General features: G+C 46.2%; 21 protein-coding genes. 6 read left to right on the forward strand and 15 right to left on the reverse strand.

What is annotated here, in order from left to right:
• Nucleotides 1-266 precede the first annotated feature (266 nt).
• Both ACQCN2_RS09585 and hprK read right to left on the reverse strand, forming a co-directional pair.
• Nucleotides 267-770: an acyltransferase gene (locus ACQCN2_RS09585; protein WP_426928685.1), complete on the reverse strand. Its 504-nt coding sequence runs from the start codon at nt 768-770 to the stop codon at nt 267-269.
• A gap of 21 nt (nt 771-791) precedes the next feature.
• Nucleotides 792-1,724: an HPr(Ser) kinase/phosphatase gene (hprK, locus tag ACQCN2_RS09590; protein WP_426928686.1), complete on the reverse strand. Its 933-nt coding sequence runs from the start codon at nt 1,722-1,724 to the stop codon at nt 792-794.
• Between the two features lie 147 nt (nt 1,725-1,871).
• Here hprK and ACQCN2_RS09595 point away from each other — a divergent pair, with 147 nt between their 5' ends.
• The gene (locus ACQCN2_RS09595; RefSeq protein ID WP_426928687.1) at nt 1,872-3,239 is read left to right on the forward strand and encodes a sensor histidine kinase; all 1,368 of its coding nucleotides are present in this window, start codon (nt 1,872-1,874) and stop codon (nt 3,237-3,239) included.
• 75 nt (nt 3,240-3,314) lie between these two features.
• Here ACQCN2_RS09595 and ACQCN2_RS09600 read toward each other — a convergent pair whose 3' ends face one another.
• The 3 genes from ACQCN2_RS09600 to uvrB all read right to left on the reverse strand — a co-directional run bounded on the left by ACQCN2_RS09600 (nt 3,315) and on the right by uvrB (nt 8,665).
• On the reverse strand, nt 3,315-3,674 hold the full coding sequence (locus tag ACQCN2_RS09600; RefSeq protein WP_426928688.1) for a phage holin family protein: 360 nt from the start codon (nt 3,672-3,674) through the stop codon (nt 3,315-3,317).
• Nucleotides 3,675-3,794: 120 nt separating this feature from the next.
• On the reverse strand, nt 3,795-6,674 hold the full coding sequence (uvrA, locus tag ACQCN2_RS09605; RefSeq protein WP_426928689.1) for an excinuclease ABC subunit UvrA: 2,880 nt from the start codon (nt 6,672-6,674) through the stop codon (nt 3,795-3,797).
• Between the two features lie 14 nt (nt 6,675-6,688).
• Nucleotides 6,689-8,665: an excinuclease ABC subunit UvrB gene (gene uvrB, locus ACQCN2_RS09610; RefSeq protein ID WP_426928690.1), complete on the reverse strand. Its 1,977-nt coding sequence runs from the start codon at nt 8,663-8,665 to the stop codon at nt 6,689-6,691.
• A gap of 165 nt (nt 8,666-8,830) precedes the next feature.
• On the opposite strand from uvrB, the gene ACQCN2_RS09615 reads away from it, so the two are divergent.
• The gene (locus ACQCN2_RS09615; protein ID WP_426928691.1) at nt 8,831-9,745 is read left to right on the forward strand and encodes a flagellar hook assembly protein FlgD; all 915 of its coding nucleotides are present in this window, start codon (nt 8,831-8,833) and stop codon (nt 9,743-9,745) included.
• Nucleotides 9,746-10,120: 375 nt separating this feature from the next.
• Here ACQCN2_RS09615 and ACQCN2_RS09620 read toward each other — a convergent pair whose 3' ends face one another.
• The 5 genes from ACQCN2_RS09620 to ftsE form a co-directional block, all read right to left on the reverse strand.
• Nucleotides 10,121-11,401 carry a PDZ domain-containing protein gene (locus tag ACQCN2_RS09620; protein ID WP_426928692.1) on the reverse strand — a complete coding sequence of 427 codons (1,281 nt, stop codon included), beginning with the start codon at nt 11,399-11,401 and terminating at the stop codon, nt 10,121-10,123.
• Nucleotides 11,402-11,504: 103 nt separating this feature from the next.
• A complete protein-coding gene (locus tag ACQCN2_RS09625; protein ID WP_426928693.1) occupies nt 11,505-12,989 on the reverse strand; it encodes a S41 family peptidase in 1,485 nt (494 codons plus the stop codon).
• An 88-nt stretch (nt 12,990-13,077) separates the two neighbouring features.
• Nucleotides 13,078-14,274 (reverse strand): murein hydrolase activator EnvC family protein, encoded by a 1,197-nt coding sequence (locus ACQCN2_RS09630; RefSeq protein WP_426928694.1) that lies wholly within the window; start codon nt 14,272-14,274, stop codon nt 13,078-13,080.
• 48 nt (nt 14,275-14,322) lie between these two features.
• Nucleotides 14,323-15,216, reverse strand: coding sequence for a permease-like cell division protein FtsX (ftsX, locus tag ACQCN2_RS09635; protein ID WP_426928695.1), 894 nt, complete (start codon nt 15,214-15,216; stop codon nt 14,323-14,325).
• On the reverse strand, nt 15,206-15,892 hold the full coding sequence (gene ftsE, locus ACQCN2_RS09640; protein WP_426928696.1) for a cell division ATP-binding protein FtsE: 687 nt from the start codon (nt 15,890-15,892) through the stop codon (nt 15,206-15,208). Before ftsE ends, ftsX begins: the two co-directional genes overlap by 11 nt.
• 387 nt (nt 15,893-16,279) lie before the next feature.
• On the opposite strand from ftsE, the gene ACQCN2_RS09645 reads away from it, so the two are divergent.
• From ACQCN2_RS09645 to ACQCN2_RS09655, 3 genes are all read left to right on the forward strand, one after another.
• A complete protein-coding gene (locus ACQCN2_RS09645; RefSeq protein ID WP_426928697.1) occupies nt 16,280-17,437 on the forward strand; it encodes an iron-containing alcohol dehydrogenase in 1,158 nt (385 codons plus the stop codon).
• A 264-nt stretch (nt 17,438-17,701) separates the two neighbouring features.
• Nucleotides 17,702-18,241, forward strand: a complete 540-nt coding sequence (locus ACQCN2_RS09650) for a hypothetical protein (RefSeq protein WP_426928698.1) — start codon at nt 17,702-17,704, stop codon at nt 18,239-18,241.
• A 1-nt stretch (nt 18,242) separates the two neighbouring features.
• Nucleotides 18,243-18,896 carry a PspA/IM30 family protein gene (locus tag ACQCN2_RS09655; protein WP_426928699.1) on the forward strand — a complete coding sequence of 218 codons (654 nt, stop codon included), beginning with the start codon at nt 18,243-18,245 and terminating at the stop codon, nt 18,894-18,896.
• 78 nt (nt 18,897-18,974) lie between these two features.
• Here ACQCN2_RS09655 and ACQCN2_RS09660 read toward each other — a convergent pair whose 3' ends face one another.
• Nucleotides 18,975-19,703 carry an AAA family ATPase gene (locus ACQCN2_RS09660; RefSeq protein ID WP_426928700.1) on the reverse strand — a complete coding sequence of 243 codons (729 nt, stop codon included), beginning with the start codon at nt 19,701-19,703 and terminating at the stop codon, nt 18,975-18,977.
• Nucleotides 19,704-19,963: 260 nt separating this feature from the next.
• On the reverse strand, nt 19,964-20,425 hold the full coding sequence (locus ACQCN2_RS09665; protein WP_426928701.1) for a winged helix-turn-helix transcriptional regulator: 462 nt from the start codon (nt 20,423-20,425) through the stop codon (nt 19,964-19,966).
• A gap of 125 nt (nt 20,426-20,550) precedes the next feature.
• Between ACQCN2_RS09665 and ACQCN2_RS09670 the strand changes: the two genes are divergently transcribed.
• Nucleotides 20,551-21,216: a DUF899 domain-containing protein gene (locus ACQCN2_RS09670; RefSeq protein WP_426928702.1), complete on the forward strand. Its 666-nt coding sequence runs from the start codon at nt 20,551-20,553 to the stop codon at nt 21,214-21,216.
• Nucleotides 21,217-21,390: 174 nt separating this feature from the next.
• Here the strand turns inward: ACQCN2_RS09670 and argH are convergent, their stop codons facing one another.
• From argH to ACQCN2_RS09685, 3 genes are all read right to left on the reverse strand, one after another.
• The gene (gene argH, locus ACQCN2_RS09675) at nt 21,391-22,839 is read right to left on the reverse strand and encodes an argininosuccinate lyase (protein WP_426928703.1); all 1,449 of its coding nucleotides are present in this window, start codon (nt 22,837-22,839) and stop codon (nt 21,391-21,393) included.
• Nucleotides 22,836-24,095 (reverse strand): argininosuccinate synthase, encoded by a 1,260-nt coding sequence (locus tag ACQCN2_RS09680; RefSeq protein WP_426928704.1) that lies wholly within the window; start codon nt 24,093-24,095, stop codon nt 22,836-22,838. The genes argH and ACQCN2_RS09680 overlap by 4 nt, the downstream gene beginning before the upstream one ends.
• Nucleotides 24,096-24,191: 96 nt before the next feature.
• Nucleotides 24,192-24,863 (reverse strand): TetR/AcrR family transcriptional regulator, encoded by a 672-nt coding sequence (locus tag ACQCN2_RS09685; protein WP_426928705.1) that lies wholly within the window; start codon nt 24,861-24,863, stop codon nt 24,192-24,194.
• Nucleotides 24,864-24,880: the final 17 nt, after the last annotated feature.

The following is a 24,880-nucleotide window of genomic DNA, read 5'->3' on the forward strand; positions in this document are numbered from 1 at the left end:
TCACTCCGGAAGGGAGTCGACAAGAAAATCACTTAGTTTATCAGTCTGATGTAAAGAATGCCGACTCTTTTCCTTCCTGCGTTCAATCCGCTTGCTTTCACTTAAAATGAGCGGTGTTTCGCCCCCCCCCCGATGAGAGGGGGCGAGCGGACGAAGTCTTTTCTTGAGCGGGCTTACGCGAATGAAAGGAATGTTTAGTTACTTTACCTATGTAAAGCAATTAACATTCCGATATTATGAAAAAAGCCTGACGCTTAAAAAAAGCATCAGACTTCGATTTCTTCTCGTATCGACTCTCGGATCAATTGCATAGGATTGCCTCCTACAAACGCTCCGGCTGGGACGTTCTTATGGACAACCGTTCCCGCGGCGATCACGGCCCCATCCTCAATGACAACTCCTGGCAGGATCGTACTATTGGCGCCAATCAACACGCCGTTGCCGATCTTAACCTCACCCAGCCGGTATTCATTGACCAAATACTCATGGGCGAGGATCGTGGTATTGTATCCGATCACGGAGTTTTTTCCGATCTTAATCAGCTCTGGAAACATGATGTCCATCATGACCATAAGGGCTACAGCGGTCTGTTCACCGACTTCCATTCCGAGCAAGTTGCGATACAGCCAGTTTTTCCAAGAAGGAAAGGGCGTGTATCGAGCGATCTGAATGACGATAAAATTCTTCATAACCTTGAAGAAACTTACTGTCCGATAAAGCTGCCACAACGGGTTCGCTCCATGAACCTCATATCGTTTTGTTTGTCGCATGGTTGCGGACTCCTTTTGCTATCAAATATCTGGTTCGGGATCTTCAATAGTTTCGGTTAGGCGCTTGGAGAAGTGCACGGCGGCGTTGTACCCCATTCGTTTCAAACGGAAATTCATCGCGGCCACTTCAATGATGACCGCCAAGTTGCGGCCTGGACGAACTGGTACCGTGATGACAGGCATCTCCGTATCCATGATCTTCATCTTCTCTTCATCCAATCCCAATCGTTCATAGTTCTTATGCTGCTCCCATAGCTCCAGCTGTACGACCAAGGCGATATTTTTCACGTTACGGACCGCCCCTGCTCCAAACATTGTCATGACGTTAATGATGCCGACGCCTCGAATTTCCAACAGGTGTTGGATGAGATCGGGAGCAGATCCAATCAATTGCCCCTCTTGTGTTTGTCGGATTTCGACCGCATCGTCGGCTACTAGTCTGTGTCCGCGTTTGACAAGTTCCAACGCGGTCTCACTTTTTCCAATTCCGCTAGAACCAAGGATCAGGACACCTACCCCGTAAATATCGGTTAATACTCCGTGCATGGTGGCAGTTGGCGCTAATCGGTTTTCTAAAAAGTTTGTCAGTTTGCCTACCAGACTGGTTGTTGAAAGTGGTGAGAGAATAACCGGAACTTTGCGTTGGTTGGATACTTCAATCACCTCTGGAGGAACTTCCTGATTGCGGGTCACAACAAAACAAGGAGTCTCATCGTCCATCAAGAAGTGGAGTCTCTCAAGCTTCTCCTCACGATTTAACGTCTGAAAGAAAGTAATCTCCGTCAAACCGAACAATTGAATGCGGTCACTAGGATAGTGTGAGTAATATCCCGCCAATTGTAATCCAGGGCGGCTCAAGTCGGTTACAGCAACCTCTCGCCCCAGTCCTTCTTCACCACTTATGATTTTCATTTGAAAATGTTCCACTATATTACTTACTCTTGTTTTTCTCATGAATATCTCCTTCGCAGTCGAAGTCAAATCTAGTATGTATACTATTGTAACGAACTAATCATCGATACGCCAACGATTCTATTACAAACTGGAAGTGCTTACATTTACAATATTCGACTTTTTTCTTAAGATAAAGATGAATCTTATATGAGCACCAACAATCTCCTGTTCAACCATTATGGAAAGGGGGAACCGTACAAATTGCCGTTCACGCTGGATTTTTTCCTGGTTCATATACCAGAAGCTCTTGTCTTACTTTTTGTTGGATTGTCCTTATACGGGATCCCGATCCAAGCCTATGGTTATAAAGCATACGTTTTCGGCCTGATCTATGCGCTTTTCACTTTGTTTTTATCCGTTTACGATATAAGCTTTCCCTTTAAAATATTGGTTTTGTTCGTATTGATGATCCTCATGATCCGGTACTATCTTCGAGAAAGCCTTGCTCTTAGTGTCGGCATTACAGCCAGCGCGTTTATCTTATTACATGGCATGCAGTTTCTGCTTGTCTCGGCGATTTCGTTTATCATCGGACAGCCATCCATGCTCACTCAACATTCTTGGACACAAATCTGTTTTACCTGGCTTATTTTAATCCTTCTGGTGGGGATCGGCATTGTCCTGATGAGGAATTCTTTCAACATACGAAATTGGTTGCCCCAAAGCGTACAGAATCGTTATTTGGCCATCATCATCCTGTTCGGAAGTATTGAGCTTCTCTCTATTTTGACGCTGAACATCAACTATTTAGTGAACCTGGCTCAGCCTGATAATTCTACAGGGATTACCTATCAGTTGCCTTTTTTTCATGTGGTGGTTTTGGTTCTCTTTGTGCTGATTATTATTTTGCTCCGTATTTATCTAAATTTAACCATTCATCAAGTGGAACACGAGACGCCAACCCCTTACATACAGAATCTGAATGACTTGTTTACAGCGATTCGCTCCATCAAACATGACGCTGTCAATCATTACACCGCAATTAACGGACTAGTGAAGTTGGGAAGCAATGGATTGGCAACCGATTACGTGAAACAGCTGATCAAAGAGGCAAGCAGCATTATTACGGTTGTCGAAGGCGTAAAAAACCCCATGGTTTCTGCCCTGCTCCATTCCAAAATGGCCATATGTATCGCCAATCGCATTTCGTTAAGCGTTTCTGTCACGTCCAGCCCTCAATTCCGTTTCGTTAAATCCAACGAGCTGGTGGCTGTGATGAGTAACCTGTTGGACCATTCAATTCGAGCGGCACTGGATGAAGCAGAAGAAGAACGTTTTATTCGAATGATTTGGCAAGACGAGGGAACCATCACGAGCTTGCTAATTGAACATTCTGGGCAACTCATACTTCCTTCGACAATGGAGGAAACAGCTCAGCTAACCGACCCAGCCAGGCCTTCCAAGCAAATCGGACTTGATCTCACTCTGCTAAACAAGTTCGTGAATCGGCACAAAGGAAAGCTTCAAGTCACTTCTGAACAAGGTCTTACTCGGATTGTTATCAGGTGTAAATGAAAGGCTTTCCTCTAAGCGATGGTGAAGACCTAAAACCAAAAAAGCCGAATCCCTCGCAGGATCGGCTTTTTAACGTTAATCTACTTTCTTCGTCAACCAGTGGATAATCGATCCAAAAAAACTCATAAAGGCTGCGGCAACCATAGTGGTAATGAAAGACTGCGGCCATGGTCCAAGCTCGAATCCATCAATTAAATAAGCGGTCAATGCAAACGTAAGAGCATTCACGAAAAACCAAAAAATCCCCAACGTCAGGAAAGTCAATGGAAGTGTAAGCGTCACAAGTACCGGACGTATCAGTGTATTCACCAGTCCCAAAATAATGGCTGCCCATACAGCAGTACCAAAGTTGTCAATATAGATACTGGTAAACATATGGCTGATCAGTAAAAGTGCCCCCGCATTAAGCAACACGCGGATAATCCAACGAATCATCCGTTTCCCCTCCACATGTTTCTTTTTCTTCCATTGTACAAAGAAATTCCCCAATAAGCGATGATGTTCTTTGACAGGATGATTGTTCGAACGGAACCGATGGGCAAGGGGTCACCCATATTAGGCTTCTTTGCTGCTCGTAACCAATTCCTCCATCCGCTCTTCCGTACGTTTGCGGTCACGCTCTAAAATTGGAGACAAGAACTGTCCGGTATAGGATTCTTTTACCTTAATAACCTCTTCCGGAGTACCTTTGGCTACGATTTTGCCTCCACGTGTACCACCTTCTGGCCCCAAGTCGATTAAATAGTCCGCCGTCTTGATCACGTCAAGGTTGTGTTCAATCACGAGCACCGTGTCGCCATTCTCCACCAGACGTTGCAAAACCACCAACAATCGCTTGATATCATCGGTATGAAGTCCAGTCGTCGGCTCATCCAGAATGTACAAGGTACGTCCATTGCTGCGACGGTACAGCTCGGAAGCGAGCTTGACGCGCTGTGCCTCACCACCCGAAAGCGTCGTAGCAGGTTGTCCAAGCTTCATATACCCTAAGCCTACATCAACCAAAGTTTGCAGTTTGCGTTCGATTCGTGGAATATTACGGAAATACTCAACTGAGTCCTCAATGGTCATCTCAAGCACATCTGCAATGCTCTTGCCCTTGTACTTCACATCCAGCGTCTCACGATTGTACCGTTTTCCATGACACACCTCGCAAGGAACATAGACGTCTGGCAAGAAGTGCATTTCAATTTTGATAATACCGTCCCCGCTGCACGCTTCACATCGTCCGCCTTTTACGTTAAAGCTAAAGCGGCCTTTCTTATAACCGCGAACCTTGGCTTCGGTGGTTTGAGCAAACAAATCGCGAATATCATCAAACACACCCGTATACGTGGCTGGATTGGAACGAGGCGTGCGTCCGATAGGAGATTGGTCGATGTCGATGACTTTGTCCAGATTCTCCAAGCCCTTGATCCGTCGATGTTCCCCTGGCTTCGCCTTAGCGCGATTCAATTCACGAGCAAGCGCCTTGTGCAGGATTTCATTGACCAAGGTACTTTTACCGGAACCAGATACGCCAGTAACCGCAACAAAAAGCCCAAGCGGAATAGAAGCATTGACGTTCTTCAAATTGTTTTCCTTCGCGCCTTCCACTTCGATCCATTTGTCGTTCGGCTTGCGGCGCTCCAACGGAACAGGGATGAATTTACGACCGCTCAGATACGCTCCTGTCAGCGAATTAGAGTCATTCATGACTTCCTGAACAGTACCCGCTGATACAACTTGACCACCGTGAATCCCCGCTCCCGGGCCTATATCGATAATATAATCGCAAGCCATCATCGTATCCTCATCATGCTCGACAACGATCAGCGTATTCCCCAAGCTGGTCATATGCTCAAGAGTCTTGATCAACCGGGCATTATCCCGCTGATGCAATCCAATACTCGGCTCATCCAAAATGTACAATACGCCCATCAAACTAGAGCCAATCTGCGTAGCGAGCCGAATCCGCTGTGCTTCACCGCCAGATAATGTTCCGGCTGCACGACTAAGCGTCAAATAATCAAGACCGACATCAATCAAGAAGTTAAGGCGTGACGTGATTTCTTTTAAGATCAGGTTGGCAATTTTCAGGTCCTTTTCGCTTAATTCAAGACCTTTTACGAATTCATAGGCATCGACAATGGACAAGTCCGTCAATTGGGATACGTTGCGGCCGCCCACTAATACGGCCAAGCTCTCTTGACGAAGCCTCTGGCCTTTACAAACAGGACAAGCTTTCTGACCCATAAATCCTTCAATCATCTCGCGGATGTAATCTGAGCTTGTCTCCAGATGGCGCCGTTGCAAATTGGAAATAACCCCTTCAAATGGCACGACCGCTTCCCTTACTTGCCCAAACTCGTTTTCATAGCGGAAGTGGATTTTTTCTTCCTGACTGCCGTAAAGGATAACCTGCAACTGTTCAGCCGGAATTTCCTCGATAGGAATATCCATTTTGATGCCAAAGTGTCGGCAAGCCGATTCAAGCAGCTGTTGATAATAAGTGGAAGATTTCGGCTCCCACGCTTCAATCGCTCCATCAGCCAGTGTTTTGGTCATGTCCGGAATGACTAAATCAGGGTCTACCTCCAGCTTCACACCAAGACCGTCACACTCCGAGCAAGCACCATATGGACTGTTGAAGGAGAAGATCCTCGGCTCCAACTCTCCAATAGAGAATCCACAGATCGGACACGCGTGCTTCTCGCTGAACAACAGCTCCTCTTGATCAATGATATCGACAATGACCTTGCCGTCTGCCAGACGAAGCGCCGTTTCTAACGAGTCCGCAAGACGTGGTGCGACGTCTGGCTTCACGACGATCCGGTCAATGACGACCTCGATGGAATGCTTCTTGTTTTTCTCTAGCTTGATCTCTTCCGACAAGTCTCGAACCTCGCCGTTCACTCGTACGCGAACATAGCCTTGCTTGCGGATGTCATCCAACAGCTTCACATGCTCACCCTTGCGTCCTTGAACAAGTGGAGCGAGAATTTGCAGACGAGTCTTCTCTGGATACTCCATCACACGGTCTACCATTTGCTCAATGGTCTGAGAAGCAATCTCGATCCCATGCTCCGGACAAATCGGCTTCCCGATCCGGGCGTACATTAGTCGCAGATAATCATAAATCTCTGTCACTGTGCCCACCGTCGAACGCGGGTTGCGGCTGGTTGTCTTCTGGTCAATGGAGATTGCAGGCGATAATCCTTCGATCGAATCCACATCCGGCTTATCCATCTGGCCCAAAAACTGTCTCGCGTACGCGGAGAGGGACTCCACATAGCGTCTCTGTCCCTCTGCATAGATGGTATCAAAAGCAAGCGAAGACTTCCCTGAGCCCGAAAGACCAGTCAACACAACAAATTTATCGCGTGGGATTACGACGTCCACGTTCTTGAGATTATGAGCGCGGGCGCCTTTTACCACGATTTTATCTAATGGCATTCATCTTTCTCTCCTTACAGATCAGCTTTAAGCTCCAGAATTAAATCTCGCAGTTCTGCCGCACGTTCGAATAACAGGTTGCGCGCTGCTTCTTTCATCTCTTCTTCCATCCGCTGAATAACGACTAAGCGATCTTTTTTGGGCAATTTCTTGTACTCGGCATGTGGGAGATACTCCGCTTTCTCCTCTGCCACCCTTGTCGCTTCGATCACATCTCGGACGGCTTTCTTGATGGTTTGCGGTGTTATTCCGTGCTGTTCATTGTAGGCCATCTGAATGGAACGACGACGCTCGGTTTCGCGGATCGCCGCATTCATGGAATCCGTCATTTTATCCGCGTACATAATGACGCGACCTTCCGCGTTACGCGCCGCGCGGCCAATAGTCTGAATCAATGAACGCTCGTTGCGAAGGAAGCCTTCCTTATCCGCATCCAAAATGGTAACCAAAGAGACTTCGGGCAAATCCAATCCTTCCCTCAACAGGTTGATCCCTACCAGCACGTCGAACTCGCCCAAGCGCAACGAACGCAAAATCTGCATACGCTCAATGGTTTTGATATCAGAGTGCAGGTAGCGAACCTTGATCCCGATTTCTTTTAGATAATCGGTTAAATCCTCTGACATTTTTTTCGTCAGGGTAGTAACCAGCACACGTTCGTTCTTGGCAATCGTCTCTTGAATCTCACCGATCAAATCGTCAATCTGTCCTTTAATCGGTCGGACGGAGATCGTCGGGTCAACCAAACCTGTCGGACGAATCACTTGTTGAACCAGTTCAGGGCAATGTTCCATCTCATATGGCCCCGGTGTGGCTGAAACGTAGATCGCCTGCGGAATTTTCTTCTCGAATTCACTAAATTGGAGCGGTCGGTTATCTTTGGCTGACGGTAGACGGAAGCCATGCTCCACCAATACATCTTTACGCGCGCGATCCCCATTGTACATTCCCCGAACCTGCGGCAAGCTCATATGCGACTCATCCATGATCAAAAGGAAATCATCCGGGAAGAAGTCAATCAAAGTGTACGGCGGATGCCCCGGTGGCAAGCCTGTCAGATGGCGGGAGTAGTTCTCAATCCCCGAACAAAACCCCATCTCCATCATCATCTCGATGTCATAGCGCGTTCTCTGCTCCAATCGCTGCGCTTCCAGCAGTTTGCCTGCTTCACGTAATTCAGCCAATCTCACTTCCAATTCAGCTTGAATGCTCTCAATGGCGATTTTCATTTTCTCAGCGCGAGTCACATAGTGAGACGCCGGAAAAATTGCGATGTGCTCACGAGTTCCGATAATTTCACCTGTCAGCACGTCTATTTCTGTAATGCGCTCAATCTCATCGCCAAAAAACTCTACACGAATCGCCTGCTCGCTTCGCGAAGCCGGAAAAATCTCCACAACATCACCGCGAACCCTGAACGTGCCACGCGTAAAATTAATATCGTTACGATTGTATTGAATATCCACCAGTCGATGGAGAATTTCTTGCCTGCTCTTCTCCATGCCGACCCGAAGTGACAACAGTAGTTCCTTATATTCTTCTGGCGAACCCAAACCGTAAATGCAAGAAACAGATGCCACAATAATGACATCTTTACGTTCCAGAATCGCACTGGTTGCGGAGTGGCGCAATTTATCTATTTCATCATTGACGCTGGCGTCTTTTTCGATAAAAGTATCCGACTGAGGAATGTACGCTTCCGGCTGGTAGTAGTCGTAGTAGCTAACGAAGTATTCCACAGCATTGTGGGGAAAGAACTCTTTGAACTCAGCAGCCAACTGCGCCGCCAAGGTTTTGTTGTGGGCCATCACTAACGTCGGCTTGTTGACTTGGGCAATGACATGCGCTGCTGTAAACGTCTTTCCTGTCCCTGTCGCGCCCAGAAGTGTCTGATGTCGCTTGCCAGCCAACACGCCATCCACTAATTCCGTTATCGCTGTCGGCTGATCCCCAGACGGCTGAAACTCGGAAACCAATTGGAATCGATCCATGAAGTCGTCATCCTTCCTTTCTCGGTCTAAGCATTAGTATATCATAAATTACCAGTAAATCGAACGTTTGTTTGTCTAATAACTTGTTTCCATTTTGCCGATATCTTTATAGAGGTATACGAACGAACACACCATCCCGATTGACCACGAAATGGAGTGGAACAAATGGCAGACACTGTACAAAACTCTTCGTTTATTCCAAGCGAATACAGCTATAAGAATAAAAAGGAATTCTCTTCTGAAATGGATTCCAACGCGTTCATGCAACTGTTTATAGCGCAATTGAAGAACCAGGACCCCATGTCGCCTATGGACAACACACAGTTCATGCAAAATACGTCTATGATGACTATGGTTGAGCGCCTGACCAATATGCAAAAATTAATGGAAGAGTCCAACAGCAGCATGTTAAACCTTCCGAAATACGAAAGTCTCGTTGGTAGATCGGCTACATACAACAAAGTGACCGAGGACGAAATTACTGGAGAAAAGAAAACGGAACAAAAGACAGGTAACATTGACAGCGTTAAGCTGGTTGATGGTAAAATCATGATGGCGATCGGTAGTGATCTTATTACTCCCGATAAAATCAAAGGACTTGAATCCAAAGGGATGACAAGCGATTCCCTGTTGGACAACACGCTCAAATACACGCAAATGGTTGGCAAAACGATTACCTATGTGGAAGAGAAATTGGTAGATAAGGACGGCAATCCAAACACAACCAACGATCAGTACACAGAGAAAACAAGCAACACGGGTGTCATTACCTCCTTTAGCCTAAAAGACGGCAAAGTGGAGTTCACCGTGGATAACGGTAAAAAAGTAACCGTTGACCAAATCAGCGGCCTGAGTGCGTCGGATACTGGATCAATGGATAATACTCTGAAGTACGCACAAATGATTGGCTACCAGGTGACGTATAAAGATATTGTTCAAAACGACGGCAAAGACCAAGAAGTCGATAAGACCGGGATTATTAAAGCCATGAACATGAAAAACGGCATGATTGAATTCGTGCTCGACAACGACAAGAAACTGAAACCATCGGACATTATTGGAATTGAAGTCAAACAATAAATTCCTCTATTCACGTCTATTGTAGACAAAAAAATCGCAGGATAGTATATAAAACGGCTATGAGAAGATAACACTTCTCATAGCCGTTTTTTGTAATGAGAAGTTAATTACTTTACATCAGTAAAATAATTAACTTCTCTTCCATTCGCGTAAGCCACTAAAGAAAAAAGCATCGTCCACTTGCCACCTCTCATCGGGTGGTTGAAACACAGTCTCCTTGGAAGTGAAACCTAGTGAAAGAAAGGAGAAAGGGAGTTGAGTCGCCACCCAATCCCGTAGGGGCGCGCAGCGTTTGGCGACTCCCTTTCGGATTGACTGAACGGACTTTCCCACATCCTTGCGAACTTCCACAGAGCGAAAAGGGACGAAGCTTTTTTACGCTCCAAGTTTAACCTTTTCCATCCGATCTCGTACCAGCTGTAGCAGGCTGATCTTACGCAAGTCCACGAAGTAGTCCGTCGTACTGTCAGGAACGACGATAATCCCCAATTGATGATGGTTCCCCTCATAAATGGCACATTGCACAAATTTCAGCTCGTTGTCGTAGGTCAGCACTTCCATTTTGCAAAAAGCCGGATTCGACTGGAGCGCAGGATAGAGCTGTGACTTATCCTGGACTGTTGACCCATTCACTTTGACAATAACTTCTCCGGGAAGAAGTCCAATCTGTTCGGCCGGTGTGTCGGGGATGACCGCCATAATCTTCACGCCTTTAGGCGGCTGAATGAAGAAAGGCGCGGCATTCTGTTCCCGTCTTTGACTTAGCCAAAACAATCCTTCATGTCCGATCAAGGCAAACAATGCGGTAATTACAGAGAGAACAGGCACCCATACCGAGGCGTAGGAAAGCCCTAATAGAATGAGGGCATATATCACTAATTGTCCAGAGATCTGTCTGGATTTCGCTAACGGAGTCATCGTTTGCGTCAAATCAGAGAAACCGGTAATTGCCGGAAGCAGCAAGATTCCAAAGCCTAACCCCATATACTCCGGTGAGAAAAGCGGCCATCCGGGATAAATCGACGCAGTGACAACCGCACTCGCTTGCGTCGGCACCAGAATCAATAGCGGTGTCAGCCAAAAGGACTGCAAATGATAAGCCCCAATGATTCTTCCGCGTTTCCCTTCTACAAACAGAGGAGTGGCATCTCTTCCAGCATTCCAGCGAACAAGTAATCCCTCGACCAAATGCAGAATCGCAACCAATGCCAGCAATGGAACTGGCTTCACATTGGCAATCCATGTCCATACTTGCGCCAGACCCTGAGTTTCGGCAGAGAACGGAATCAAAGAGACAATAGTATGCAGTAATGTCAAGACACCTGCCGAATAGGCCAGGCAGAGATACCTCAAACGAACCACAGCGAGCAGGATGGAAAGAAACCATAACAACCACATGTCGGTCTCTTGAACCATAATCCCCAGTACGCCTGCCGAGAGAGAAACAACGAATCCTCCGACAAGTCCCATTCCAATTGAACGAATTGTCTGTCTCACTGGAGATTGGATCCGTACAGAAAACAGTTGCCGCTCAACAGCCATTTGTTTTCGGTAATGCAGGTAAATAAACAGTACAAACACATATAGTAAGGGATTCACCAACAAATGAATCATTCCGTCAAGGTAGCTTGTCAACAGAACCCAACCGCTAGCCATCTGATCACCTCAGATTTCATATAAAAAAGACCATGGCATTCTTATACCATGGTCTTTTACTTTCTACATGCAGTTGGCAATTCCCTGCCTTCCTGCGACTGGTTTATTTACCTTTAGCTTGCTCCGACACGACTTCCACTGCCTTTTGCAGCTGTAAATCGTTCTGCGGGTCTTTAAATACAGCCACCAAAGCTTCTTGTAGCGCTTTTGCTGTCGCTTGATCCACTTTTCCTGTGACAGGCAAATGCTTATCCGTTTGGAATTGTTTCACCGCTTCTTCCGTTTTCTTGTCGAAATAGCCGTCGGTGCGGCCTGGAGAGCGCTTGATGCCTGTCAAGATTAACTGAAGATTTTTCACATCAATGCCCGTCATATCGTACTGAAGCACCTTATCCTGCGGCAATTGAGTCGCCTTGAAGTATTCAGGCTGAGAAACCTTCACATCCGGTTCGATTCCTTTTTTGTGAATCCATTCGCCTTTTGGCGTCAACCATTTGGCAATGGTCAGCTTCAACTGGCTCTTGTCGTTCATCTCAACTGTGTTCTGTACGGTTCCTTTACCAAAAGACTTCTCTCCGACCAGCTTATAGCCACCGCTCTCATGCAGGGCTCCCGCCAGGATTTCGGAAGCGCTGGCACTTCCTCCGTCAATCAAGACAGCAATCGGGTAAGGCTTCGCTTTATCCATTTTGGATTTGTATACCTCTTCTTCTTTGGACTTATCTCCATAGGCGATTTTGACGATGACTCCTTTATTCGGAATCAGCATCTCCCCGATTTGCTTTACAGCCATCAGATAGCCGCCAGGGTTGCCGCGGACGTCGATGACCAAACCTTTAATTCCTTGTTGTTCGAGTTGCGCCAATTGCTTGCCAAAATCCTTGGCTGTATCTTCCGCGAACTGCGACAACTCAATTTTTCCGATTTTCAAGCCATTACGCGTAAGGACTTCGCTGTGTACGGTTTCAAGCGGAATGTCGTCCCGTACGACCACGAAGGTCAACAGCTCATTAACGCCAGCACGTTGAATTTTTAAAGTAGCTTTTGTGCCTTTGGGACCACGAATCTTGGAAACAGCTTTTTGCAGATCAAGTCCGTCCAATGACTCCCCGTTTACACTAATGATTTTGTCATTTGGCAGAATTCCGGCCAATTCAGCAGGAGAGCCTTTGATCGGAGAGACAACCGTTACTCGGCCTTCCTTCAGCGTAACTTCGGCTCCTATCCCCTGGAAGGAGGATTGCAGGGATGAATTGAAATCATCGGCTGCTTTGGGGTCCATATAGTTGGAATAAGGATCATCGAGGGAAGAAACCATCCCTTGAATTGCCCCTTCAATCAGTTGATCACTTTTTACATCATGCACATAATCTTTTTGAATGATTTGATAGGCATCGTATAATTTGGAGAATTCCTTGGGAACCTCTCCAGAAGACTGCCCCATAGACAAGAAGCCGTTACCCGCCGCAACCGCTCCCGCTGGAGTGGATGCACTTGCATTCGTTCTGACTGCTGCCATGGTTATGAGACTACTTGTCATCATACTAACGAGGACAAGGACAAATACAGTACGCCCATTCCATTTCATAGAGTTTCACACCATCCTTTGTGTTCCCGCTATAAAGATATAATTCTAGTATATGCTAAACGGAACCACAATATTTGTATGGAACAGATTATCGTATATATGGGGTTGGGTCAACGGCGACATTGTTCTTATAAACGGTAAAATGCAAGTGATTACCGGTGGAACGTCCAGTTGATCCTACTTCGGCGATTTTTTCCCCTCGGCTCACTTCTTGTCCAACTTTTACAAAGATCCCGCCTTCACGGATATGTCCGTACAAAGTCGTAATCGAGTCACTATGCTTAATCATGACCGTATTACCAAACCCGCGTGTATATCCGGCGTGAATGACGATCCCTTTCTCGGCAGCAAAGATGCTTGTCCCTTTTGGCGCAGCCATATCGAGACCATTATGACCAGCTTGTGCACCTGTAATCGGATCGGTACGGACCCCGAAGCCGGATGATATGCGATAGCTGCCGGCTGGAAGTGGAACTCCCATTCTGCCGCCTTTATAGCTACCTGCGGACGCGAAAAGCAATCGACTGCGTTCAGCGAGTTTCGACGCCTCCTGTTGGGCAATCGCTAACAGCTGCTGTTCTTCCTCTTCCGCAGCTTCTTGAAGCTCCGATTCTTTATTCTGAAGCTGCTTTTTGATCGCGACGCTTTGTTGATGCTGTTGATCCAAATCGGCTTTGAGATTCTCCGACTCGGCAAACATTCCTTCTAATGAGGCAAGTCTCTCTTCGACCGCTTTCTTCTGTTGTTCGACGGTCTCTTTGTCTTTCTTATTCTCTTCTAGAATTTTCGTATCTTGCTCAACGATCATCTGGAGTCCTTGCAGGCGGGTAAGAAAATCGCCAAAATCAGAGGAACCTAACAGAACTTCCACATAAGAGACGGATCCCCGTTCATACATGGTTTTGAGGCGGGTCTTCAGCAGGGTATCCCGCTTGGCCACCCGATCTTTGGCTTCATCCAACTGTACTTGTGCTTCTTGTGCTTCCTTGGTTTTGATGTCGATCTGCTGATTTAGCTTGTCTATCTTCGCTTGCGTTTCATTGCGGCGCAAATCAATATTCATCAAATCGTCTTCCAACTCGGAACGTTGCTTCTTTACATTGCTTAGTTGAGCTTGAATATTTCGTATCGTCTTTTGTTGCTCTCGCTTTTTAGCCTTTATCTGGGAGATTTCTCGGTTAATCTTTTCAACCGAGGCTTTACTCGCCCATGTAGTTGACGGCGTTATAATCCCCCAGGACAATAAACTGGTGATGACTAGTGCGTATACAACTTTCTTGTTCATACTTCCCCTCCCAAAGCCCAAATTACTGGGTTAATCTTCTGGAGCTTTTTATACACGTAAAAAGCGTCTAACCGAAACCAGACTTCCCCAAATCCCGATAAAAGCTCCCAGCGCAAGCAAGATGCCCGCTACCTGATAGGCAAGTGGGAAGAACGGCAACAGGTCAAACAATGAAGCAGCCAAATTGGTATGTAGCGCATCCAACAAATAATAGTAGCAGATGCCCAGTATGATAATTGGGATTATCGCACCAGAAACACCCATCAACAGTCCTTCCACAAAGAAAGGCCAACGGATAAACCAGTTCGTTGCACCAACCAGTTTCATAATTTCAATTTCTCTTCGACGAGCCACAATGGTCAGCTTAATAGTATTGGCAATCAAGAACATCGCTGTAAAAGCCAAGCCCACGATAAACACGATACCCACATAACGAATCGTATCCGTGGCAGCAAACAGCTTATCTACGGTACCTTCTCCGTAGTTCACGTTGGTGACATGTTCAAAACCTTTTATAGCTTTTGCCGCTACTGAAGTGTCCTTCGGCTGTTTGGTTTTAACGACCAACGTGTCAGGGAGCGGATTTTCTGAATCCAATCCATCAAGCAGATACGACTTTTCCCCGAGTCGTTCACGCAGCTCCTTCAAGCCTTCTTTCTTGGACACAAACTTGACGCTCTCTACTTGAGGCAAATGACTGATTTTCTGTTGCACACTATTGATTGTTGGCTGATCTGCTGTAACATCCAGAAATACCCGAATTTCCACTTGCTTCTCAACATTCTGAGCGATGTGATTCACATTCAAGGCAAGCACAAGGAATGCCCCCAGAATCAACAGAGTGATGGTAACGGCGCTGACAGACGCAAAGGTCATCCAGCCGTTGCGGTTGAGGTTCTTCACCCCTTCACGCACGTGGCGTCCCAAGGTACTAATCTTCATAGCCGTAGTCTCCTCTCTGCTGATCACGGACGATTTCGCCAGATTCGATGGCGATTACTCGTTTGCGCATGCTGTTTACGATTTCACGGTTATGTGTAGCCATTACGATAGTTGTACCGCGTTGATTAATTTCTTCAAATAACTTCATAATCTCCCACGAAGTATCAGGATCGAGGTTACCTGTAGGTTCATCCGCTATAATTACGCCCGGATTGTTCACTAGCGCTCTCGCCAAAGCGACACGTTGTTGTTCTCCACCAGACAGTTCATTCGGCAGCATCTTGGCTTTATGTTTCAGCTTTACCATGCCAAGAACATCCATTACTCTTGATTTAATCAGCTTTTGCGGTGCCTCAATCACTTCCATGGCAAACGCGATGTTTTCAAAGACAGTCAATGTCGGCAACAATTTGAAATCTTGAAACACTACACCAATACTGCGGCGAACCACCGGAATTTGTCGTTCCTTGATTCGGCTAATGTTAAAACCACCGAGGAAAATCTGTCCCTTGGTCGGTTTCTCCTCCCGATACATCATTTTAATAAAGGTGGATTTACCTGCTCCACTTGGACCAACAACGTAAACGAAATCGCCTTTGTCAATTTTGATACTAATCCCTTTTAGCGCGTTAGTGCCGTTCGGATAAGTCTTCCAAACGTCAAACATTTCTATCAAAAAAATCACATCCTAGCCTAGCTGTTTTCATCCTATTTTCTCTATCAGGACAGACTTGAATAGCAGAAAAAGCATCCCCCAAAAACTAAATCAAGCAATTTCTGCCAAATGTCGTGAAAAAACGACCGTCTCTTCTATTATACCATTGGCTTTTGGGATTGTTATCCCCCAAATCGCTCATTTCCCGCAATTTCTACATTTTTCCTGCAATTATATAAAAATCCAAAGATTCGCTCCGCTGCTTTCGTATAATAGTAAGACAGTGAGTACACTCTACTGAAAAAGGAATCGAATACATACATACATACATAAATCCACTAGAAAAAAATAATAGAATGAATTAAAATAAGTTGCATGCAAATTAATTGCACGAAAGGGGAATGAACCTTGAATCATTTTGTTTTTCAGAACCCAACAGAGCTTATCTTTGGCAAAGGTCAAATTAGTCAATTAGAAAAGAAGGTTGAGCAATTAGGACGTACCATCCTGCTTGTTTATGGCGGTGGCAGCATTAAGCGATCCGGCCTTTACGACAAGGTTCTGTCCATCCTGAACGAAAAGAACTGCAAGGTGCTGGAGCTGTCTGGTGTTGAACCAAACCCACGCCTTTCTACCGTGAATAAAGGAATTGATCTTTGCAAAAGCAATCAGGTCGATTGGATTTTGGCTGTTGGAGGCGGCAGCGTAATTGACGCGGCCAAAGCAGTGGCAATAGGCGCCCTCTATGACGGAGACGTGTGGGATTTCTACTCTCGTAAAGCGGTTGCTGCCAAGGGCTTGCCTTTAGGAACCATTCTTACCTTGTCTGCTACCGGCTCTGAAATGAACCGGGGAAGTGTTGTCACCAATTGGAAAACACAAGAAAAATACGGGGCAGGAACGGTATTCCCGACCTTCTCCATCCTTGATCCGGAGAACACCTATTCCGTTCCTAAAGATCAAACCATTTATGGAATTTGCGATACGATGTCGCATGTCTTCGAACAATATTTCACTCATACAACAGAGATCCCGCTTCAATCTCGCCTGGCTGAATCCATTCTCCTCACTGTGATTGAGAACGCTGAAAAAGCCATCAACAATCCCAATGATTACGATGCGAGAGCCAACCTGATGTATTGCAGCACCATGGCGCTGAACGGCTTGCTTCCTATGGGAGTAACCACCGACTGGGCGTCCCATTCCATTGAACACGCGGTAAGTGCCATCTATGACATTCCACATGGCGGAGGATTAAGCATCATCTTCCCGAACTGGATGAAATACGTGTACAAAGAAAATGTGGATCGCTTCAAGCAATATGCGATTCGTGTCTGGAACGTTGATCCAGCGGGCAAAACTGACGATGAGATCGCTCTTCTGGGCATTGAGAAAACAAGAGAATTCTTCGATCGCATCGGTGCTCCGGCGACTTTGTCTGATTACAACATCGGAGAAGAAAACCTCTCCGTGATGGCAGAAAAAGCAACGCCATACGGCCCAATCGGTCAATTCAAGAAGCTGGATAAAGAGGATGTTTTAGCGATTTTGAAAATGAGTTTGTAAGAATACAGAAGCCGCTCCTTTTGTTGCTGTAAACAACAGGGGCGGCTTCTTTTTAATTCGTATCTGTTACCCGGCAAGCTAACGTTTTTTATTTGACGTTATTTTTTTCTGTGAAAAACGTCTCGACGTTTTTCATAAAAGTAGATGTGACCGTATAGCGGTCAACAAAAAAACGGTCTTGACCGTTTTTTTGTTCTTTCACCTGATTTTCACCAAACCCTCCTACACTTCAATTGTAGACAAGCCCAAAGGAGGAAATGATGGATGAAATCAAAATGGAAAAAACGATGGCTACTCTTATTCGGAAGCATGCTCACCGTCACAGCCGTCATCGCAGCATTGTGCTTTGCCGGGCGGGATTATGGGGCACATCAGTTTAAACAACCGTTTCAAAATGGGATGTCTTCCATTACTCAGCAAATGAATGGTACGGTAAGTCAATTCCAGAGGAAGTTCCATTATGTACTAAAACAAGGTGATCATCCGGCTGTAACCCGAGGACATGAAGGGTATGGCATGAATCAATTTGCTCAACGAACCGGGGCTCACCGACAATCCTTTGAGAGAGGTCACCATAGATGGTTTGGCTTTGCAATCCGTTCGCTTCTGACAATCGCATTCTGGGGAGCGCTGATTGTTCTAGCGATTGCCTGGATCAAGAAAAGAAAATTCGGCCGTGGCCGTATGGGAGGCAAAATGATTTGGAAAGCACCAACAGCACTTGCCTTGCATGACCACACAAACACCAATGCCGCATTCTTAGACCAATGGGAAAAAGAACACCAATCAAAGGAGGACAAATAATATGGGAATCTTCAATCGCGTAAAAAACATTGTGACATCAGGAGCCAATGACTTGTTAGATCAACTCGAAAGCCCGATTCGCAGTATGAATCACTCTATTCGTGACCTAGAGAAAAAATTTGAGCGAGGCCAAGACGCACTGGCTACTCAAATTTTCCTCGAAAACAAACAGATTGCTTTGATCGCTGAAGCAGAACAGCTTCTCGCCAAAAGAGAACGTCAAGCGAAGCTGGCTGTTGAACAAGGAGAAGAGCAAGTAGCGAAAATCGCCATACAGGAAAAGCTTCTATTAGAAAAGAAACTCTCCATCTACAAAGAGCAGCTTGTGACCATTCAGGAGCAAACTGCCCAACTGCAAGCGAAGTTAAGCCATTTGAATAAAACCTACGAAGAAATGAACCACAAACGGCTTTTGCTTGTATCGAGATCCAATGTAGCCCACTCCGTACGTGATATTTCCTGCACGTTGAACTCTTTTTCGACTGAAGAGATTGCGAGAGACTTCGCCAGAGCGGAGGATCGAGTCCTCTTTCTCGAAGCGAAGCTTGAAGCGGGACAACGCATGAAAACCTCATCTCCTTACATTATCGATGTGACCGTTCATGAGGAGGTCGAGGAAGAATTAAAGAAATTAAAAGAGGGTAAGTCAGAGTAAACTTAATCCGACAACCCAAAAGGCAAAAGCATCCCACTCCTTCCTTTTCAGTAAGGGGGCGGGATGCTTGTTTTCGTTTTATTCGTCTTCCTCGTCTTCCGCAAACAACTCTTCCAGCATAGCCTGTGTATTTAAGAGAAACCGTCTGGTGAGTTGGTAGTGAAGCGTTTCTTCATAAGTAATTTCCGCAATCGGAGACGTATCAAACGTGAATATTTGCGCGCCGGGATAGGCCAGTAAGATCGGTGAATGGGTTGCAATGATGAACTGGGTGTCTTTTTCCAAATCCTTCATGATCTTGAGCAAGGATAACTGACGCGCTGGTGAAAGAGCCGCCTCTGGCTCATCTAATAAAAAGACAGCCCGACCGCCAAAACGGTGTCTAAACAGGGAAAGAAAAGACTCACCATGAGACTGTTCATGTAATGAACGACCACCATAATATTGCAGTGATTCCGGCACTGTATCCAGATAAGAAGCGAAATTGTAAAAGGTTTCGGCTCTCATGAAAAATCCATTGGTCACTTTGGGCAACCAGGAAAGCCGAAGAAACTCACCTACGTCGGAATGAGAAGCTTGTACCTCATACAGATTATTTCTGCCGCCCCCTGCTGTGTTAAACCCGCATTGGTAAGCAATTCCTTCAAGAAGAGTAGACTTTCCCGAGCCATTCTCCCCTACAAAAAAGGTGACGCGATTACGAAAGCTCATTTCCTCCAGATTCCGTATCGCCGGGATGGAAAAAGGGTACGTTTTGGTCTTCGTTTTTGGGATATTTTTTTGAATCGAAAGGCTTCGGAGGTACATGTTGTTCTGCTCCATTCTCCATTACTGCCCATTAAAAATAGAGTATTAGACTCACAATGTTGATTTGACGCGTTTTTTATGCTAGAAAATCGTTTACCTTTGAAAAATTAGATTTAGACTATTCTAACCTAATAAGCAAAAGTGAGTCAAAAAGCACGAAAGTATTGTCTGCCTTTCGTGATTTCTTTTGATTTATCCCAAAATGGACAAGAGCAGGCACCGCGGCACCTGCTCTTGTCCATTTCACACTCGTGTTCACTTTAAGTGATAGCTAATTTACTGACAACACTATCGGGACCAGAAAAAATGGAACCACCGTTGCGAACGGTATCGCGAATAAGTCTTATCATCGATTCTCGATCGTCTTTCACCGCGGAAATCCAATTCTGCGGCGCATCAGTCTCAGAGTCGTACTGGGCGCCCCAATCGGCTAACTCAAGCAATAATGGTATTAAATCCAAGCCTTTGTCCGAAAGAAAATAAACCTCTTTGCGCTTATCTGTAGCGTGGGGCATTTTAACGAGAATGCCTTTCGACTCTAAATGAGCAAGGCGGCTTGCCAGTATATTTGATGAAATTCTCTCTTCAGAGTCAATGAACTCTCCGTAGGTGTTCTTTCCGAAATATATGATGTCTCGGATAATCAGCAACGACCAACTATCGCCAAAAGCCTCTAAAGAAAAATTAATCGGGCAGTGTGATCTAGGATCTGAACGTTTCATAAGACCAATGTATCATACTTGCATAACAAGAGCAACTTCACTTGCATTATAAAAGTAATAATCATATACTAGGATCATTGCAACATGTTTAAAATTTCCAATTCATGCAGGGAGGAATGGATTACATGAGCATATTTTCAATGCCTCAGATCGTTTCTGAAGAAGAGTGGCAGATTGCTCGTCAAAAACTGCTTGTCAAAGAAAAGGAACTCACCCGCGCGTTGGACGCACTTGCCGCGGAGCGCAGAAGGCTGCCGATGGTGCGATTTGAAAAAGATTACGTGTTCGAGGGACCGAACGGCACAGCGAGCCTACTTGATCTTTTCGACGGACGTCGGCAGCTCATTGTCTATCATTTCATGATGACTCCAGGCTCCGACCATTTCTGCCGAGGCTGCTCATCCTTTGTTGACAACATTGGTCACCTAGCTCATCTGCACGCCCGTGATACTTCCTTCATTCTCGTTTCGCCAGCACCCTTTACACAGATCGAATCTTTTCGTAAGCGCATGGGTTGGACAATCCCTTGGTTTTCCTCAAACGGCGACAATTTCAATATCGACTGCGGTGCAGGCAAGGGATTTGGTTTGAGCATCTTCCTACGTAATGACGATAGTGTGTTTCGAACCTATTATACAACGGCACGCGGTGTAGACAGGATCAGAGCCGATTTCAATTTCCTCGATCTGACGCCTTACGGTCGTCAGGAGGATTGGGAGGATTCACCTGAAGGGTGGCCGCAATCACCTCCATACGCGTGGTGGCGATTACACGACGAGTACGAAGTATGACCCAGGATGGAAAATAACCCTTTCGTTGAATAACTTGCTGTCAGTCTAAACCGTTTTTTCAGCGAACAATTACACATAAAATTACGATCAGACAGATATCGATAGCCAATATTCTACAGAAAAAAGACCAGTGGATCACGAATTCTCGTGTCCGTTCTGGTCTTTTTCTAAACGCTATCTATTTTTACTCCCCACGTCTACCAGTGACTCGATCATGACCTTCTGGCTGTTGCGGTCGATCCAGGCAACCGTCTCCGTTACTTTCTCTTGATAGAAAGCAATTTGAAGTTCTACCTGATTACGAGCGGTTCCCCCGAGAACATTGCGGGCATTCACGACTGTATCAATATCGAGTGCCGCATACACGTCCTCTTCAATTAACGGGGAGAATTCCTTGAACTCCTGCAAGCTACAATCGAGCAAATACTTGTTCTGTTCAATGCAGTAAAGTACGGCGCGTCCTACTACCTCGTGAGCCTGACGGAATGGCAAATCCTTGGTCACCAGATAGTCGGCCAAATCGGTCGCATTGGAGAAATCCTGCGTAACGGCTTGACGCATTCGTTCTTTGCGAACCTGCATGGTTTGAATCATCGGCGACAACAGAGCTAACGCTCCATGAATCGTATTCACCGTGTCGAACATGCCCTCTTTGTCTTCCTGCAAATCCTTGTTGTACGCGAGCGGCAGTCCCTTCAATACGGTCATCAGACCAAACAGATTGCCGTAGACACGACCGGTTTTGCCGCGCACAAGCTCCGCTACATCCGGATTTTTCTTTTGCGGCATGATACTTGAGCCGGTGCAGAACGCATCATCCAACTCGATAAAAGCAAACTCCTGGCTGCTCCAGATAACCAGCTCTTCACACAGACGAGAGAGATGCGTCATTAATAAGGAGGCCGAGGACAGGAACTCCACGATGAAATCACGATCGCTCACCGCATCCATGCTGTTCTGATAAATTCCGTCGAATTGCAGCATCTCCGCTACAAAGCCACGGTCAATCGGGAATGTCGTTCCCGCAAGCGCTCCGGCACCAAGCGGCAACACATTGGTCCGCTTCCAGCCTTCCTGAAAGCGCTCGATATCTCTTTGCAGCATGGAGACATACGCCATCAGATGATAGCCAAGCAAAACAGGCTGCGCTCGCTGCAGGTGTGTATACCCCGGCATCACGGTATCGAGATGCTGCTGTGCTTGTTCCAGCAGGGCATTTTGCAGGTACATGGCCAGCGAAATAATCTCCAGCGTCTTTTCACGTAAATAGAGGTGCATATCAAGCGCTACCTGATCGTTACGGCTTCTTCCGGTATGCAGCTTTCCTCCGACCGGGCCGATTTCTTCAATCAGAAGCTTTTCAATATTCATATGAACATCTTCATGGGCGATTTGGAAAGCCACTTCGCCACGCTCGATGCGTTCTTTTACCTTTTTCAAGCCAGCGATGATCGTTTTCACTTCGTCCATTGGAAGAATGCCGCATTTGCCAAGCATCGCCACGTGCGCCAGGCTGCCCACGATGTCTTGTCGCCACATCTGCTGGTCGAAGGTAATCGACGCTGTGTACTCTTCTACTAATTGATTCGTCGGCTTGGTAAAGCGACCTCCCCAGAGCTTCATTGTTTAATCGCATCCTTTTCATCGACAATCGAGAGTTCGGTTTTGAAGCCCTTCTTCAACAAGCCATCGTTCACTTGTGCATGAACTTTGGTTGGCAGACCCCAGAGCTTAATGAATCCGATCGCCGCTTTATGATCAAATGTATCTCCTGCCGCATATGTCGCTAATTCATGGCTGTACAGCGTGGAATCGGATTTGCGTCCAACGACAATCGCGTGACCTTTATACAGTTTCACACGAACAACACCCGTTACATAGGTTTGGGTTTCTTCGATAAACGCTTCGAGTGCCGTACGGATTGGCGAGTACCACAAGCCTTCGTAAATCACTTGCGCCATTTTTTGCTCGATGATCGGCTTGAATTGAGCCACTTCACGCGGTTGAGTCAGGAATTCCAGTTCGCGGTGGGCAAGAATCAGCGTAGTTGCCGCAGGTGTCTCATACACTTCACGAGATTTGATACCGACGAGACGGTTTTCTACGTGGTCGATACGTCCAACACCGTGTGCTCCTGCAATTTTATTCAATTTGAGAATCAATTCGGACAAAGAAAGCTCTTCTCCGTTCAAGGCAGTCGGCATACCTTTTACAAAGGTAATCTCGATCTCTTCCGGTTGATCAGGCGCATCCGCGATGGATTTGGTCAGATCGTATGCACCCTCTGGCGGAGCCGCCCAAGGATCTTCCAGCACGCCGCACTCACAGCTTCTGCCCCAGAGATTCTGGTCAATACTGTATGGATTATCGAGGTCAATCGGAACCGGAATTCCGTTCTCCTCCGCATATTTAATCTCTTCATCACGCGTCCAGCCCCATTCACGAACAGGCGCCACGATTTTGATATCGGGATTCAAAGCGGTGAAGGATACGTCGAAACGAACCTGGTCGTTCCCCTTGCCTGTGCAGCCATGCGCTACCGCTACTGCTCCTTCTTTCTCCGCAATCTCAACCAATACTCGGGAGATGAGATAACGGGAAAGCGCAGATACCAATGGATATTTGCCTTCATACATGGCATTCGCTTTAAGCGCAGGAAGTACAAACTCTTGGGCAAAGGTTTCTTTTGCGTCAACCACGATGGATTTTAATGCACCGACCTTCAATGCTTTCTTTTGCACAAAATCAAGGTCTTTCCCCTCACCAACATCAAGCGCCACCGCAATTACGTCATAGTTATATGTGTCCTGCAGCCATTTGATTGCGACAGAAGTATCAAGTCCACCGGAATACGCCAATACGATTTTTTCTTTTGCCATCGTTTCATGTCTCCCCATTCATTCAGTGTATGTGAGTAATTATACAAACACATTAATAAAAATACAACAGGAAAAAATAAAAAGACCTACGCACCTTTAATTGGCGCGTAAGCCGTTCATTAGAATATCAACTGTCATTTCAATCTGCCGCTCTCTGCCCTGCTCTGCAAATAGATCGGGTGCTATCGCGTAACGGTGAATAATGAGCCCAATGATTTGAGAGAAGATGACACGAAAAATCACATCTGGAGGAAAAGGCCGAATCTCTCCTCGTTCAATTTTACGCTCGACGACTTGTGTCACGATCTCCTTCCCCTGTTTGAGAACCACGCGCATCATCGCTTCACGAATCTCCTCATGAAAGAACACCTCTTGAAGCAGGATCCTTGCATGGTTGATGTTGGACTCGACTAACTCCATACGATTGCGAATCAGATCTTGCACAAGCTCTTCAAACGGCTTATCCTCCGACAAACTAAAAATTCTTCTGACGTCCTTCAAGACCAGCGGAGCCGCAAACTTGATGATCAATGGAGCAACACTGGCAATCAGAATATCCTTTTTCGATTTGTAATGTCGAAAAATGGTTCCCTCCGCCACATTCGCCTCTTTGGCAATTTCACTTGTCGAAGTTGCATGAAACCCTTTAGTAGCAAAGAGCTTGATTGATGCTCTCAGTATATTCCGCTGTTTCTCGGTCATCTCGTCTTCATCTTTCAACTCTTCCAGAAACCTCTGTAAACTCTCTTCAAATGAAGAATCGGACATGACAGATCTCCCTTCCA

Source organism: Brevibacillus ginsengisoli (genome assembly GCF_050113715.1).
Taxonomy (GTDB): domain Bacteria; phylum Bacillota; class Bacilli; order Brevibacillales; family Brevibacillaceae; genus Brevibacillus_H; species Brevibacillus_H ginsengisoli.